This is a genomic window from Enterobacter sp. BIDMC 26 (assembly GCF_000534435.1).
GTDB classification, from domain to species: Bacteria; Pseudomonadota; Gammaproteobacteria; order Enterobacterales; family Enterobacteriaceae; genus Enterobacter; species Enterobacter ludwigii.
On the sequence record NZ_KI973182.1, the window covers coordinates 2,974,225 to 2,988,075 of the forward strand.

General features: G+C 53.6%; 11 protein-coding genes. 3 read left to right on the forward strand and 8 right to left on the reverse strand.

What is annotated here, in order from left to right:
* Window positions 1-262 precede the first annotated feature (262 nt).
* Window positions 263-625 (forward strand): 6-carboxytetrahydropterin synthase QueD, encoded by a 363-nt coding sequence (gene queD, locus L462_RS09375; RefSeq protein ID WP_014171404.1) that lies wholly within the window; start codon window positions 263-265, stop codon window positions 623-625.
* A gap of 28 nt (window positions 626-653) precedes the next feature.
* On the opposite strand, the gene queE is transcribed toward queD, so the two are convergent.
* Genes queE through L462_RS09360 form a run of 3 tightly spaced genes read right to left on the reverse strand, consistent with a single transcriptional unit; the run spans window position 654 to window position 3,646 of the window.
* A complete protein-coding gene (gene queE, locus L462_RS09370; protein WP_020883810.1) occupies window positions 654-1,325 on the reverse strand; it encodes a 7-carboxy-7-deazaguanine synthase QueE in 672 nt (223 codons plus the stop codon).
* Between the two features lie 54 nt (window positions 1,326-1,379).
* The gene (locus tag L462_RS09365; protein ID WP_032678870.1) at window positions 1,380-2,087 is read right to left on the reverse strand and encodes an N-acetylmannosamine-6-phosphate 2-epimerase; all 708 of its coding nucleotides are present in this window, start codon (window positions 2,085-2,087) and stop codon (window positions 1,380-1,382) included.
* Window positions 2,087-3,646, reverse strand: coding sequence for a maltose/glucose-specific PTS transporter subunit IIC (locus tag L462_RS09360; RefSeq protein WP_020883808.1), 1,560 nt, complete (start codon window positions 3,644-3,646; stop codon window positions 2,087-2,089). Before L462_RS09360 ends, L462_RS09365 begins: the two co-directional genes overlap by 1 nt.
* 166 nt (window positions 3,647-3,812) lie before the next feature.
* Here L462_RS09360 and L462_RS09355 point away from each other — a divergent pair, with 166 nt between their 5' ends.
* Window positions 3,813-4,637 carry a MurR/RpiR family transcriptional regulator gene (locus tag L462_RS09355; protein WP_020883807.1) on the forward strand — a complete coding sequence of 275 codons (825 nt, stop codon included), beginning with the start codon at window positions 3,813-3,815 and terminating at the stop codon, window positions 4,635-4,637.
* A 359-nt stretch (window positions 4,638-4,996) separates the two neighbouring features.
* A complete protein-coding gene (locus L462_RS09350; RefSeq protein WP_032678871.1) occupies window positions 4,997-6,106 on the forward strand; it encodes an SDR family oxidoreductase in 1,110 nt (369 codons plus the stop codon).
* A gap of 52 nt (window positions 6,107-6,158) precedes the next feature.
* Here L462_RS09350 and eno read toward each other — a convergent pair whose 3' ends face one another.
* The 5 genes from eno to rlmD form a co-directional block, all read right to left on the reverse strand.
* Window positions 6,159-7,457: a phosphopyruvate hydratase gene (eno, locus tag L462_RS09345; protein WP_014885045.1), complete on the reverse strand. Its 1,299-nt coding sequence runs from the start codon at window positions 7,455-7,457 to the stop codon at window positions 6,159-6,161.
* Window positions 7,458-7,539: 82 nt separating this feature from the next.
* The gene (gene pyrG, locus L462_RS09340; protein WP_014171412.1) at window positions 7,540-9,177 is read right to left on the reverse strand and encodes a glutamine hydrolyzing CTP synthase; all 1,638 of its coding nucleotides are present in this window, start codon (window positions 9,175-9,177) and stop codon (window positions 7,540-7,542) included.
* 223 nt (window positions 9,178-9,400) lie between these two features.
* The gene (gene mazG / locus L462_RS09335; RefSeq protein ID WP_020883805.1) at window positions 9,401-10,192 is read right to left on the reverse strand and encodes a nucleoside triphosphate pyrophosphohydrolase; all 792 of its coding nucleotides are present in this window, start codon (window positions 10,190-10,192) and stop codon (window positions 9,401-9,403) included.
* A gap of 69 nt (window positions 10,193-10,261) precedes the next feature.
* Window positions 10,262-12,493, reverse strand: coding sequence for a GTP diphosphokinase (relA, locus tag L462_RS09330; protein WP_014171414.1), 2,232 nt, complete (start codon window positions 12,491-12,493; stop codon window positions 10,262-10,264).
* 51 nt (window positions 12,494-12,544) lie between these two features.
* On the reverse strand, window positions 12,545-13,843 hold the full coding sequence (gene rlmD / locus L462_RS09325; protein WP_032678872.1) for a 23S rRNA (uracil(1939)-C(5))-methyltransferase RlmD: 1,299 nt from the start codon (window positions 13,841-13,843) through the stop codon (window positions 12,545-12,547).
* Window positions 13,844-13,851 lie beyond the last annotated feature (8 nt).

The window sequence follows — 13,851 nt, forward strand, 5'->3', positions numbered from 1 at the left end:
TCCAAACTGAAGATAAGGTTAACGGCGAGGATAATAACAATTAAAGAAGGGATGGAAATAATAAATAACCAAATGGACTAACCTGTTTTAGTTATCGTTCTTAACGATAAAAACGATTAACTAACCCATTGAAATTTAATCACAAAACAGTAGTCCTTTCTCGTATGCACCACGTTGCGGCAACAGAGCCGTTTTAGTTAATGATAAAAATTGTGCTTTCCGGTACTATGCGGCGGTTTTTTCCGCATTACTGAGAGCAATAATGTCCACCACACTGTTTAAAGATTTCACCTTCGAAGCCGCCCACCACCTTCCGCATGTTCCTGAAGGGCATAAATGTGGCCGTCTGCACGGGCACTCGTTTATGGTGCGTCTTGAGATAACCGGTGACGTCGATCCGCATACCGGTTGGATCATGGACTTTGCCGAGCTGAAGGCGGCATTCAAACCGACCTACGATCGTCTGGATCACTACTATCTGAATGATATCCCGGGCCTTGAAAACCCGACCAGTGAAGTGCTGGCTAAATGGATTTGGGATCAGATGAAACCGCAGGTGCCTCTGCTGAGCGCGGTGATGATCAAAGAGACCTGCACCGCGGGCTGTATCTATCGCGGTGAGTAAAAAAAGCCCGGAATATCCGGGCTTTTTTTTAGGCGATGTTCAGGTACTTGTGCGTCTGCATCGACAGCCGCCAGTTGCGGGCAATACAGGTTTCAATACACAGGCGCGTGGCATCCTCTTTCTGGCTGATAGGCTGCAGCGCGATGATCCGCTGCTTTTCATCCGTCAGCGTGGCGAGCAGTTCATCCAGCGCTTCGATATCACGCACGCGGCCAACCGGGTGTTTAATCTCATCAGCACGCTCCAGCGCCTGAGAGAGAACATCGTAGCCGCCGCGCATGTTAACTTTCGGCGAAACCGTCACCCAGGTGGTGTGAGAACAGCGCACTTCATGCGTGCCGCTGGTTTCAATCTGACAGCTGTAGCCGTTCTTTTCGAGCAGCTCGGTCAGCGGCGTCAGGTCGTGGATGCAGGGTTCACCCCCGGTAATCACCACGTGGCGCGCCGTCCAGCCCTGACGGCCAATGATCGCCAGCAGATCTTCCGCACTTCCCGCGCCCCACTTATCGCTCTCTTTGGTTTTAGCCAGAATGCTAAACAGCGACACTTCCCGATCTGCGAGTTTATCCCACGTATGTTTGGTATCACACCAGGCACAGCCAACCGGGCATCCCTGTAATCGAATAAAGATGGCGGGAACGCCGGTAAAGTAACCCTCGCCTTGCAGGGTCTGGAACATCTCGTTAATCGGGTACTGCATAGTCATCTCAGTTAAGGGGATAAACGATAAGTATCGCAGATCCCCGTCAGATGGTCATGCTCCATCGGTGCTTTGAGCGCCAATCGCTGCCATAAACCGCGCAGTAATTTGCTGTGGACGGGTGATGGCCCCGCCGACAACGACCATAAAGGCACCAAGTTCCAGGCACCTCGCCGCCCGTTCAGGTGTATCAACGTTGCCTTCGGCCACCACGGGAATGTCGACGGCAGCCAGCACCTCTTTCAGAAACGCGCAGTCATTGTCCGGTAGCGCATGGCCTGCGGTTTCTGCCGTATAACCGTAAAGCGTGGTCCCCACACAATCAAAACCCAGCGCCTGCGCCGTCACGGCCTCTTCTGTTGTGGAAATATCCGCCATCAGGCGTACCGACGGGTACCGCGTGCGGATATGCGCGACCAGCGTCGCCAGGTCTTCGCCGCCAGGGCGCTGTCGCGCAGTCGCATCCAGGGCAATGATTTCCGGAGAGACCGTCATCAGCTCATCCACCTCTTTCATCGTGGCGGTGATAAACACCTCACTATCCGGATAATCGCGTTTGATGATGCCGATAACCGGCAGAACTACCTGCTGCTTGATGGCTTCGATATCCACCACGCTATTGGCACGGATCGCTGCCGCACCACCCTGCGCGGCGGCCAGCGCCATTCGTGACATAATAAACGCGCTATGCAGAGGTTCATTCTCCAGCGCCTGGCAGGAGACGACCAGTTTTCCCTTCAGGTTATCCAGTACAGTTTTCATTACGATAAGATCTCTTCCACTTCGTTTTTAATAATCGTCACATGCGGCCCATAAATGACCTGAACACCGTTGCCGCGGACGATAACGCCGCGCGCGCCGGTCGCTTTCAGCGCCGATTCATTCACTTTGCTGCCATCCTTCACCGTGACGCGAAGACGCGTCGCGCAGCAGTCCACCTCTTCGAGATTGTCTTTGCCACCTAACCCGGCGATCACCGCAACGGCACGCTCGCTCTGCGAAAAGGTCACTTCATCCGCCATCGCCTCTTTCTCACGCCCCGGCGTGGCAAAATCAAAGCGATTAATCAGATAGCGGAACGTAAAGTAGTAGAGGAAGAACCACGGCACCCCTACCAGCGGCACGAACATCCAGTGGGTTTTGGCCTCGCCCTGGAGAATGCCGAACAGCACGAAGTCGATAAAACCGCCTGAAAAGGTTTGCCCGATAGTGATGTGTAAAATATGGGCGAGCATAAACGCCAGCCCGTCAAACAGGGCGTGAATGACGTACAGCACCGGTGCAACAAAAAGGAATGAGAACTCAATAGGTTCAGTAATCCCCGTCAGGAACGAGGTCAATGCCGCCGAAAGTAACAGCCCCGCGACGCGTTTTTTGTTCTCCGGCTTTGCCGTGTGGTACATCGCGAGGCAGGCACCCAGCAGACCAAACATCATCGTGATGAAGCGTCCGGACATGAAACGCGACGTGCCTTCATAAAACTGGCGTGTTGTCGGGTCAGCAAGCTGGGCGAAGAAGATCCGCTGCGTACCTTCTACCAGCTGACCGTTAACGATCTCGCTGCCGCCAAGCGCGGTCGTCCAGAAGGGAAGATAGAAGATGTGGTGTAAACCAAACGGCCCGAGCATGCGCAAAATGAAACCGTACAGCATCGTTCCCAGATAACCGGTGGCATCCACAAGCCCGCCCAGACCGAAGATCAGCTTCTGAAAATGCGGCCAGATGACGGTCATTAATGCCCCGACAAGTATTGCCGCCAGCGAGCTGACGATCGGTACAAAACGTGAGCCGCCAAAGAAACCCAGGAACTGCGGAAGCGCGATTTTATTGAACCGATGATGTAACGCGCAGGTCACAAGCCCGATGACGACGCCACCAAATACGCCGGTTTCCAGCGTCTGGATCCCCAGCGTCATTCCCTGCCCTACGGCACCCGGGTTCTCAAGCGCCAGTTTTCCCGTCAGGATCAGCAGCGCATTGATGGTGGCATTCATCACCAGAAAAGCGAGCAATGCCGCCAGCCCCGCGGTTCCTTTATCATTTTTTGCCAGCCCGACGGCGACCCCGACAGCAAAAAGCACCGAGAGGTTGGCGAACACAATCGAACCGGCACTGCTCATAATGGTAAAGATGGCCTGCAGCCACGCAACATCTAAAAACGGGTAGGCCGTGAGGGTATTGGGATTTGATAACGCGCCTCCAATCCCCAGCAACAAACCCGCCGCGGGCAAGACGGCGATGGGCAACATAAATGATTTGCCAAAGCGCTGCGCTTTCTCAAACCATCCGCCAGAAGAAGCCCCACTGAACATTTGCATCATTTTTTCATCCCCTCGTGTATAGATGAAAATTTTTACCACATTAATTATTGATAGTGAAAATTATCATCAATAACCAGGAGGACGATCATACTTTTTCGAAATGACTGGCATCTTTCCCCCGCTTTCCGCCACACTAGTCGACAGAAGAATGCATTAAGGATCTCGCATGTCAGACCATGAAAACCTGCTGCTGAAGCTACGCCAGGAGGCTTCCGGGTACAGCCCAACGCAACGAAAACTGGGTGAGTTTGTCCTCAACGATCCTGCCCGGGTGCTTTACCTGACGATCACTGAGCTGGCGCGCGAAAGTCATACCAGTGAGGCCAGCGTGACGCGTCTTTGCCGCACGCTGGGCTGTAAGGGGTACACGGAATTCAAAATGGCACTTGCGCTGGACATTCAGCAGGGTCAGCCAGAGCGTCAGGCCGGTGATGAAATTGATAGCGTAGTGGAAGAGTCTGTACAGGCTCTGCAGGATACCGCCAGACTGCTCGACAGAGCGCTGCTGGAAAAGGCGGCGCAGGCACTGCATCAGGCGCAGTCAGTCCAGATTTATGGGGTCGCTGCCAGTGCGATCCTCGGCGAGTATCTGCATTATAAGCTGTTGCGCCTGGGCAAACCTGTGCAGCTCTTCAGCGATATGCACCGTGCAGCCATGAATGCGACCACCCTCTCTAAAGCGTCGCTGGTGGTAGCCATCTCCAGCTCAGGCTCAACGCGGGATTTACTTCACGTCGTAAAACTTGCGCGCAAACGTGGCGTCCCCGTGCTGGCGCTCAGCAATACGCCGCGTAGCCCGCTGGCGTCCCTTAGCGATATGCTACTGGTTGCAGCCAAACCCGAGGGGCCGCTTAGCGCAGGCGCACTCAATGCCAAAGTGGGCGTTATGCTGCTGGTCGAGTTGCTTACCCACTCCCTTATTGCAATAGACGGTCATTACGGCGAGGTCAGCCAACAAACCGCCAGCGCAACGCTTCCTCTGTTGCTGTAGAAAACCTTCGCAGGCTATATATCAATAGCCTGCGAGTTCGTTATTTTAAGTGTACTTAAGCATCCGTTAAATTATTTACCGCATCAATCAATGATGTTACAAAGTATTTTTATAATTACATTTTGACTTAATATTCCCACGACACAGGAAGTGCATTTATAATATATAAATCAGCAAGTTAAAATAAATATCTTGATAAATTGAATTTTCTTCCCTCCTGCAATGTCCAATCTCATCCCCTGAATTCCTTACCTTAAAATAAGCTTAAGAAACGGTAAGGCTGGCCATTTTTTTATTTAAACGCCGTTTACTTTCGCCCGCCTACAATCCGCCTCATCAATCATAATGAGACGGTATCAATGAAAACCTTACTGATTACAGGCGTGACCGGATTTCTGGGTGGTGCAGTACTTGAAAAAATCCTGACCGACGAAAGCGCCGTAAATTTACTTCTGCTTGCGCGCGCCAGTGACCCGCAAGGTGGGCTGGCGCGAGTGCAGGAGAATATGCGTAAGTTCAACGTGCCTGAGCATGCACTGGCCTCGCTGAGCGTGGAGAATATCCTCATTGGCGATCTCAGCCAGCCGGAAGCCTTCCTGAACGATCCGCGCCTTGAACAGGTGACGCATGTCGTTAACTGCGCGGCCGTCGCGTCATTTGGCAACAATCCGCTTATCTGGAAGGTGAACGTCGAGGGAACCCTGGCGCTGGCGCGCCGCATGGAACGGGTGTCGACCCTACAGCGCTTCCTGCACGTTGGCACGGCGATGTCCTGCACGCCGGAGCAGGATTCGCTGGTCGCCGAAAGTGCAGAATTCAGAGAGAACGCCGAGCATCTGGTGGAATATACCTATTCGAAATCCACCATTGAACAGCTGATGCGCCAGCACTGTCCTGACCTGCCGCTGCTCATCGCCCGCCCGTCTATCGTCGTCGGCCATACCCGTCACGGCTGCACGCCTTCAAGCAGTATTTTCTGGGTCTTTAGCATGGGGTTAATGCTGCAAAAATTCATGTGTTCGATGGAAGACAAAATCGATGTCGTTCCGGTGGACTATTGTGCCGACGCGCTGTTAATGCTGCTTACCAGTGATGCATGTTCAGGGGAAGTGGTACATATTTCTGCCGGGGAAGAGAACAGCGTTCGCTTTGCTGATATTGATAAGGCAATGGCGCAGGCGCTGGAGAAAGCCCCTGTCGGAGATCGATACGCTCAGGTGAGTTACGAAACGCTGGTCAGAATGCGCCGCGAACTGAAGGATATTTTTGGGCCGTGCAACGAGCGCCTGATGCTGAAAGCAATGCGTTTATACGGTGCTTTTGCCACACTCAACGTGCGCTTCAGCAATGATAAGCTGCTTAGCATGGGCATGCCTAAGCCACCCCGCTTTACGGACTATATTGCCCGCTGCGTGCAAACCACTCAGGGGCTGACCATTCCGGAACAAATGGCGGTCGATTTTAAATAGCCAAAAAAAATGCCAGTCTTGCGACTGGCATTTTCATTTTAAGGCTTAGCGATTATGCCTGGCCTTTGATCTCTTTACGACCGTTGTATGGTGCTTTTTCGCCCAGTGCTTCTTCGATACGAATCAGCTGGTTGTATTTAGCAACACGGTCAGAACGGCTCATAGAACCGGTCTTGATCTGGCCAGCCGCGGTACCAACAGCCAGGTCAGCGATGGTAGCGTCTTCAGTTTCGCCAGAACGGTGAGAGATAACAGCGGTGTAGCCAGCGTCTTTCGCCATTTTGATCGCAGCCAGCGTTTCGGTCAGAGAACCGATCTGGTTGAATTTGATCAGGATGGAGTTAACGATGCCTTTCTCGATGCCTTCTTTCAGGATCTTGGTGTTGGTTACGAACAGGTCGTCACCCACCAGCTGGATTTTGTCGCCCAGTACTTTAGTCTGGTATGCGAAGCCATCCCAGTCAGACTCGTCCAGACCGTCTTCGATAGAAACGATTGGGTACTGTTTGGTCAGGTCTTCCAGGAAGTGAGTGAACTCTTCAGAGGTGAACGCTTTGTTGCCTTCGCCAGCCAGAACGTATTTACCGTCTTTGTAGAATTCAGACGCTGCACAGTCCATCGCCAGAGTGATGTCTTTGCCCAGCTCGTAGCCTGCTGCTTTAACCGCTTCAGCGATAACAGCCAGTGCTTCTGCGTTAGAACCCAGGTTTGGCGCATAGCCACCTTCGTCACCAACAGCCGTGTTCATACCTTTAGCTTTCAGAACTTTAGCCAGGTTGTGGAACACTTCAGAACCCATACGTACTGCTTCTTTCAGGGATTTCGCGCCAACTGGCTGAATCATAAATTCCTGAATATCAACGTTGTTGTCTGCGTGCTCACCACCGTTGATGATGTTCATCATCGGTACAGGCATGGAGTATTTGCCTGGAGTGCCGTTCAGTTCAGCGATGTGTTCGAACAGTGGCATACCTTTAGCAGCCGCTGCAGCTTTGGCGTTCGCCAGGGAAACAGCCAGGATTGCGTTAGCACCGAAGTTAGATTTGTTTTCAGTACCGTCCAGATCGATCATGATCTTGTCGATGCCAGCCTGGTCTTTAGCGTCTTTGCCAATGATTGCCTGAGCAATAGGGCCGTTTACGGCGCCAACAGCTTTCAGTACGCCTTTGCCCATGAAACGGGATTTGTCGCCATCGCGCAGTTCCAGCGCTTCGCGGGAACCAGTAGAAGCACCTGACGGAGCAGCTGCCATACCGACGAAACCACCTTCCAGGTGAACTTCGGCTTCAACGGTCGGGTTACCACGGGAGTCGATGATTTCACGACCGATGACTTTAACGATTTTGGACATTAGATTTTCCTCAGTACAAGTTAAACTAAAACTCCAGACAAACAACGCGTACCAGGGGTACGCGTTGCCGTTCTAACTTTTTTTACTTCGCCTGACGCTTCTGGTAATCGCTGGCGGCTTTCACAAAGCCTGCAAACAGCGGATGCCCGTCACGTGGCGTTGAAGTAAATTCCGGGTGGAACTGGCAGGCGACAAACCACGGATGGTTTGGCACTTCGATGATCTCGACTAACTGATCATCCCCGGAGCGGCCCGCAACACGCAGACCCGCAGCTTCAATTTGTTTCAACAACATGTTGTTGACTTCATAGCGGTGACGATGACGTTCGGTGATAACCGGCTCGCCATACAGCTTGCGAACGACGCTATCGTCGGACAGCTGGCAGGCCTGTGCGCCAAGACGCATCGTGCCACCCAGGTCGCTCTTCTCGGTACGGACTTCGACGTTACCTTCTTCGTCGCGCCATTCAGTGATAAGCGCCACGACAGGGTACTTACAGTCTGGCACAAATTCCGTAGAGTTCGCGTTTTCCATTCCCGCTACGTTGCGCGCAAATTCGATCAGCGCAACCTGCATACCCAGGCAGATACCGAGGTATGGAATATTGTTTTCACGCGCATAGCGTGCGGTGGCGATCTTGCCTTCTACACCACGGTAGCCGAAGCCGCCAGGGATAAGGATCGCATCCAGATCTTTCAGAATTTCAACGCCACGCGTTTCAACATCCTGCGAATCAATCAGCTTGATGTTAACGGAGACGCGGTTCTTCAGACCACCGTGTTTCAGCGCTTCGATAACTGACTTATAGGCATCTGGCAGTTCAATGTACTTGCCAACCATGCCGATAGTCACTTCGCCAGCCGGATTCGCTTCTTCGTAAATAACCTGTTCCCATTCAGACAGGTTAGCTTCCGGACAGTTCAAGCTGAATCGTTTACAAATATAATCGTCCAGGCCCTGTGATTTCAACAGGCCCGGGATTTTATAAATGGAATCGACATCTTTCATTGAAATAACGGCTTTTTCCGGCACGTTACAGAACAATGCAATTTTCGCGCGTTCGTTCGCCGGAACCGCGCGATCGGAACGGCAAACCAGGATGTCTGGCTGAATACCGATGGAGAGCAACTCTTTAACGGAGTGCTGAGTAGGTTTGGTTTTCACTTCACCTGCGGCTGCCATGTAAGGCACCAGCGTCAGGTGCATGAACAGCGCGTTTTCACGGCCAATATCAACCGCCAGCTGACGAATCGCTTCCAGGAATGGCAGGGATTCGATATCACCCACGGTACCGCCGATTTCAACCAGCACCACGTCGTGGCCTTCGCCGCCCGCAATAATGCGTTCTTTGATAGCGTTAGTGATGTGTGGGATAACCTGAACGGTAGCACCAAGATAATCACCACGGCGCTCTTTACGCAGAACGTCGGAGTAGATGCGGCCTGTCGTGAAGTTGTTACGACGGGTCATTTTAGTGCGGATGAAACGCTCGTAGTGGCCAAGATCCAGATCGGTTTCAGCGCCGTCTTCAGTAACGAACACTTCCCCGTGTTGGATTGGACTCATGGTGCCCGGATCGACGTTGATGTACGGATCCAGTTTCATCATGGTCACATTGAGGCCACGGGCTTCAAGAATGGCTGCGAGGGAGGCTGCGGCAATGCCTTTACCCAGAGAGGATACGACCCCGCCGGTCACAAAAATATAGTTCGTTGTCATGCTGAACCTGAGAAGTTAGGGTGAAACGATGGAATAACCAGGACGGGAAAGTAGTATACCCGAACACGGCGAGCGCCACAAACTTTCATTCTCCGTCTCCTGTTCAGCCAATGACAAACATAAGGAGTGAGAAAATAGCCCCTTTTGGGTAAATGTTTTTGACGCAAATCAAGCGCTTGTCATTTAAAAAATCACACAAATTGCGCTTGATCGCAAAATTTCGTTAGAGATCAGTTTCCTGGCGTTTTACTTCTTGCCAGACTTCTTCCATCGCATCGAGGTCAATTCCGCTCATTTCCAGGCCGCGCGAGGCCACAATCCGCTCAACTTCGCGAAAGCGTCGTTCGAACTTAATGTTGGCTTTTTGCAGGGCGGTTTCCGCTTTTACACCCAGATGGCGAGAAAGGTTGACGGTCGCGAACAGCAAATCGCCCATCTCTTCTTCAAGCTTTGCTTCATCTACCACGGCCTGTTGCGCTTCGTGCATCACTTCGTCGATCTCTTCATGCACTTTTTCCAGCACCGGGCCAAGAGACGTCCAGTCAAAGCCAACCGCGGAGCAGCGTTTCTGAATTTTATGCGCCCGCATCAGCGCAGGCAGGTTCAGGGGAATGTCATCCAGTGCCGAGTGCTGGGATTTCTCCGCGCGCTCGGCGCTTTTAATCTGTTCCCAGCGCGCCAGCACTTCCGCGCTATCACCTGCGGTGGCATCGCTAAAGATATGCGGATGACGGCGTTCCAGTTTGTCGCTGATGGCAGCGCAGATGTCCTCGAAGTTAAAACGCCCCTCTTCCTGCGCCATTTGCGCATAGAACACCACCTGGAACAGCAGGTCACCCAGTTCGCCACGCAGGTCGTCAAAATCCTCGCGTGAAATGGCGTCAAGCACTTCATAGGTCTCTTCGAGGGTGTACGGGGCGATGGTGGCGAAAGTCTGCTCTTTGTCCCACGGGCAGCCGTTTTCCGGATCGCGCAGGCGTTTCATGATGCCAAGCAGGCGGTCGATTTGGGTCATAATTCTGTCCTGATTAAAAATAAATGCCGGGTAAAGGCTACGCCTTACCCGGCTTACAGAAAGGTGGGCTTACCCGCCGTGCAGACGACGTGCGTCAATCACATCCGGGACCTGGTTCAGTTTGCCAAGCACGCGGCCCAGCACCTGCAGGTTGTAGATTTCGATGGTCATATCGATGGTGGCAAGCTGCTCGCGCGTATCGCTGCGGCTGGCCACGCCCAGCACGTTGACCTTCTCATTCGCGAGAATGGTCGTAATATCACGCAGCAGGCCGCTACGGTCGTTTGCGGTGACGCGAACCACCAGCGAGTACCCCGCCGAGTAGCTCTCGCCCCAGACCGCTTCCACAATACGTTCCGGTGCATGCGACTGCAGCTCAGCAAGCTGGTCGCAGTCTGAACGGTGAATGGAAATCCCGCGTCCCTGAGTGATAAAGCCAACGATATCATCACCCGGGATTGGCTGGCAGCAGCGGGCAATGTGGTGCATCAGATTACCCACCCCTTCCACCACAACGCGGCCATTGTCTTTGCTGCGCTGTTGTGGCGCATAGGTTTTCTGCTGCAGCTGCTTCAGCGCCGCCGCATCCTGCTCTGCCGCGCTTGGCTTGTTGAACTGCGCCTGCAGGAAGTTCACCATCTGATTAAGACGGATATCACCGCCGCCAATCGCCGCCAGCAGTTCATCCAGCTCATTGAAGTTGTAACGCGGCAGCAGGAATTTCTCGGCCTCTTTCAGGCTTATGCCGATATGTTCCAGCTCGTCGTCGAGGATCTGGCGACCGGCAAGAATGTTCTTGTCACGATCCTGCTTACGGAACCAGGCGTGAATTTTTGAGCGCCCGCGGCTGGTGGTGACATAGCCCAGGTTCGGGTTAAGCCAGTCACGGCTCGGGTTAGGCTGCTTCTGCGTGATGATTTCAATCTGGTCGCCCATCTGCAGCTGATAGGTAAACGGTACGATACGCCCGCCGATTTTCGCCCCGATGCAGCGGTGCCCCACATCACTGTGGATGTGATAGGCAAAGTCCAGCGGCGTGGAGCCTGCTGGCAGGTCGACCACGTCACCTTTCGGCGTAAAGACGTAGACCCGGTCGTCAAAGACCTGGCTTCGCACTTCATCCAGCATTTCGCCGGAATCCGCCATCTCTTCCTGCCACGCAATCAGCTTACGCAGCCAGGCAATGCGGTCTTCATGACCAGAGCGCACGCCACCTGACGTCCCCTCTTTGTATTTCCAGTGCGCCGCGACGCCAAGCTCAGCGTCCTCGTGCATCTGTTTGGTACGAATTTGAATCTCGACCGTTTTGCCGCCAGGCCCCAGCACCACGGTATGAATAGACTGATAACCGTTAGGTTTCGGGTTCGCGACATAGTCATCGAACTCATCTGGCAGATGGCGGAAGTGAGTATGTACTATCCCTAACGCGGCGTAGCAATCCTGCAGACGCTCCGCAACGATGCGCACGGCGCGCACGTCAAACAGCTCATCAAAGGCGAGATGTTTCTTCTGCATTTTGCGCCAGATGCTGTAGATGTGCTTGGGTCGACCATAGACTTCGGCCCGCACATTCTCTTCTTTCATCGACTGGCGCAATCCGCTGACGAACTCCTCAATATAGTGCTCGCGGTCAATGCGGCGCTCGTGCAGGAGTTTTGCAATCCGCTTATATTCTGCCGGGTGCAGGTAACGGAAGCAGTAATCCTCCAGCTCCCATTTCAGTTGACCAATCCCTAAGCGGTTCGCCAGCGGTGCATAGATGTTCGTACACTCTTTCGCGGCCAGTACGCGCTCGTCTTCCGGCGCATCTTTTACTTCGCGCAGGTGGGCAACGCGTTCAGCGAGCTTGATGACCACGCAGCGGAAATCGTCCACCATGGCCAGCAGCATCCGGCGAACGTTATCAACTTGCTCCGAGGAGACGGAGTCGGTATGTGCGGCTTTGAGCTGGCGGATTGCCGCCATATCCCGTACGCCGTGGATCAATGCCACGACGGATTGCCCGACGCTGTCGCGCAGCACGTCTTCAGTGACGACATCCGCATCGGCAAGCGGGAACAAAAGCGCGGCCTGCAGCGTTTCGATATCCATGTTCAGCATGGATAAGATTTCAACCATCTCCACGCCGCGCCACAATAACAGTTCGGCGTCAGGATGCCCAAGAGTGGTGCGCTGACAGTAGGCCCAGGTTTCGGTTAAGCGTTCACACGACTGCTGGCTGGAAATCCCCAGACTTGCTATCCATTTTTGTGGGTCAAACTCCCCAGCTTTATTAAGATGTGCACTTCTTACCGCAACCATTGTCCTCTCCTTTAGGGACCAGGGCCTGTCGAAGTCGACAAGCCAAACTAATTAGATGTGCTCAAACAACACCATCGATTCCAGATGCCCAGTGTGCGGGAACATGTCCAGCATTGCCAGACGCTGAATCTGGTAACCCGCCCGGATTAATGCCTCACTGTCTCGGGCAAGCGTTGCCGGGTTACAGGAAACATAGACCACGCGCCTGGGCGCGAGTTTAATTATATGTTGCATTACACCCGGTGCACCTGCGCGCGCCGGGTCGAGAAGAATTTTGTCAAACCCCTGCATCGCCCATGGCTGCTGCGTCACATCTTCCTCAAGATTTTGGTGAAAGAATGTCACATTTTGCAAGCCGTTCTGTCGTGCGTTCTCCTGCCCTTTAGCTACCAGCGCCTCAACGCCTTCGACACCCACAACGCTTGCCGCCTGCCGGGCCAAAGGCAGCGTGAAATTGCCCATTCCGCAAAACAGGTCAAGTACCCGATCGCTCTTCTGCACATCGAGCCACATCAGCGCTTTTTCAATCATTTGCTGATTGACGCCATCATTTACCTGAATGAAATCGCGCGGACTGAACGTTAAGCGTAGCCCGTTTGACGCATACCAGGGCGCTTCACCTGTCAGTTGCTCAAGTATCTCGCTTTGGGGGGCAAGGAAAAGCGCCAGCTCGTGGGAATGCGAAAAGCGTTCCAGTTTTTCGCGATCTTTTTTCGACAGCGGCGCGGTGTGGCGCAGCACCATCAGCGGGCCATTGTTGGCCATGACCAGTTCGACGTGCCCGAGGTGGCGAACGCCGTCCAGTCCGCAGAGGCAGGCGTGCACGTCAGGAAGCAATGCCTCAAGACGGGGCACCAAAATGGGGCACTGCCTGATGTCGACGATATCGCTGGAGCTGGCTTTGCGAAACCCCATCTCCAGCCGCTCAGTTTTTGGCTGATAGTTCAGGCTCAAACGCGCGCGACGACGATAGCCCCAGGGCTGGTCGGCGATGATCTCGTTGACGTCGTGCTTAAGCAGGCGGGCCAGGGCGCTGCTTTTACTTTTTTGCTGTAATTCTGTGCTGACATGCTGTTGCTGACAGCCACCGCAGACGCCAAAATGCGGGCAGCGAGGCTTCACGCGGTCCAGGCTATCGTTATGACGCTGCTTAACCTGCCCGCGTGCAAACTGGCGTTTATCTTCCGTCAGCGTAATTTCTGCTCGTTCTGTTGGCAGTAAACCTGTTATAAACAGTGTCTTACCATTGTGACGCGCAACCCCCTGGCCAAAGGGATCGAGGTCAGTGGCTTCAACAGTTATGATCTGACGCGTCGTCACGCGTCGCTTTGCAGAGTAGAATTGCGCCATCGCCGAGA

Bases quoted from the DNA above. Each gene is read 5' to 3' on its own strand.
- L462_RS09365 (WP_032678870.1), bottom strand. From the start codon at position 2,087: ATGAAAACTGTACTGGATAACCTGAAGGGAAAACTGGTCGTCTCCTGC.
- eno (WP_014885045.1), bottom strand. From the start codon at position 7,457: ATGTCCAAAATCGTTAAAGTCATCGGTCGTGAAATCATCGACTCCCGT.
- L462_RS09355 (WP_020883807.1), top strand. From the start codon at position 3,813: ATGTCAGACCATGAAAACCTGCTGCTGAAGCTACGCCAGGAGGCTTCC.
- L462_RS09360 (WP_020883808.1), bottom strand. From the start codon at position 3,646: ATGATGCAAATGTTCAGTGGGGCTTCTTCTGGCGGATGGTTTGAGAAA.
- queD (WP_014171404.1), top strand. From the start codon at position 263: ATGTCCACCACACTGTTTAAAGATTTCACCTTCGAAGCCGCCCACCAC.
- pyrG (WP_014171412.1), bottom strand. From the start codon at position 9,177: ATGACAACGAACTATATTTTTGTGACCGGCGGGGTCGTATCCTCTCTG.
- rlmD (WP_032678872.1), bottom strand. From the start codon at position 13,843: ATGGCGCAATTCTACTCTGCAAAGCGACGCGTGACGACGCGTCAGATC.
- queE (WP_020883810.1), bottom strand. From the start codon at position 1,325: ATGCAGTACCCGATTAACGAGATGTTCCAGACCCTGCAAGGCGAGGGT.
- relA (WP_014171414.1), bottom strand. From the start codon at position 12,493: ATGGTTGCGGTAAGAAGTGCACATCTTAATAAAGCTGGGGAGTTTGAC.
- mazG (WP_020883805.1), bottom strand. From the start codon at position 10,192: ATGACCCAAATCGACCGCCTGCTTGGCATCATGAAACGCCTGCGCGAT.
- L462_RS09350 (WP_032678871.1), top strand. From the start codon at position 4,997: ATGAAAACCTTACTGATTACAGGCGTGACCGGATTTCTGGGTGGTGCA.